The organism is Neisseria sp. P0021.S007, assembly GCF_051956855.1.
In genome coordinates this window covers 1-597 of record NZ_JBQCXA010000791.1, presented here as the reverse complement: position 1 = coordinate 597, position 597 = coordinate 1, and the positions used below count along the sequence as shown (strand labels likewise).

Genomic DNA, 597 nt, shown 5'->3' with positions numbered 1-597 from the left:
CTACCGGTCGGCGTTCTTGGTCATAACGAATGTGCTGATTTTGCCCACCTTCTCCGCCAACAAAGGTCAGCAGCCCGCATTCGTTATAACGGTAGCGGGTTTCACGTCCCATTTCATCAGTAATTTTAATGGGTCGGCCCAAAGCATCACGTTCAGTCAAAACGCTACTGCCATCTGCAAAGACTTTTTTAACGACTTCGCCATGATGGTCGTAATAAAGGTGTTCACTACGTCCTAATGCGTCAGTGATTTGGGTATGTCCGTCGGCATAGGCAAAACGCCACTCTTCGCCATTGTCGGTATGGCTGCGCAATACCCGGCCTTTAGGGGTATAGTGGTCGTATTGATAGTAGGTATTTAATCCTGCTGCAGTTTGGTGACGGATCATCATATGGCGGCGATAACCGAAACGTCGGTGAACGAAACCTTCGGTATCTTCTACTGCGACAAGATCGCCGTTGTCGTCATAACGGTAACGGACAAGAAGTTCCCGACCTTCAGGTAGGTTATCGTTATAGCTACCCATACTGATAAGGCGGTAAACGGGGATCTGCGTTAAAGGGCTGAGATTGTCAAACTCGAACCATATCTCACGTC

General features: G+C 48.6%; 1 pseudogene. It reads right to left on the bottom strand.

The features are described 5' to 3' along the window. A pseudogene (locus tag ACTHUR_RS15975) lies at window positions 1-526 on the bottom strand (hypothetical protein); the annotation flags it as partial. Between the last annotated feature and the right edge of the window lie 71 nt (window positions 527-597).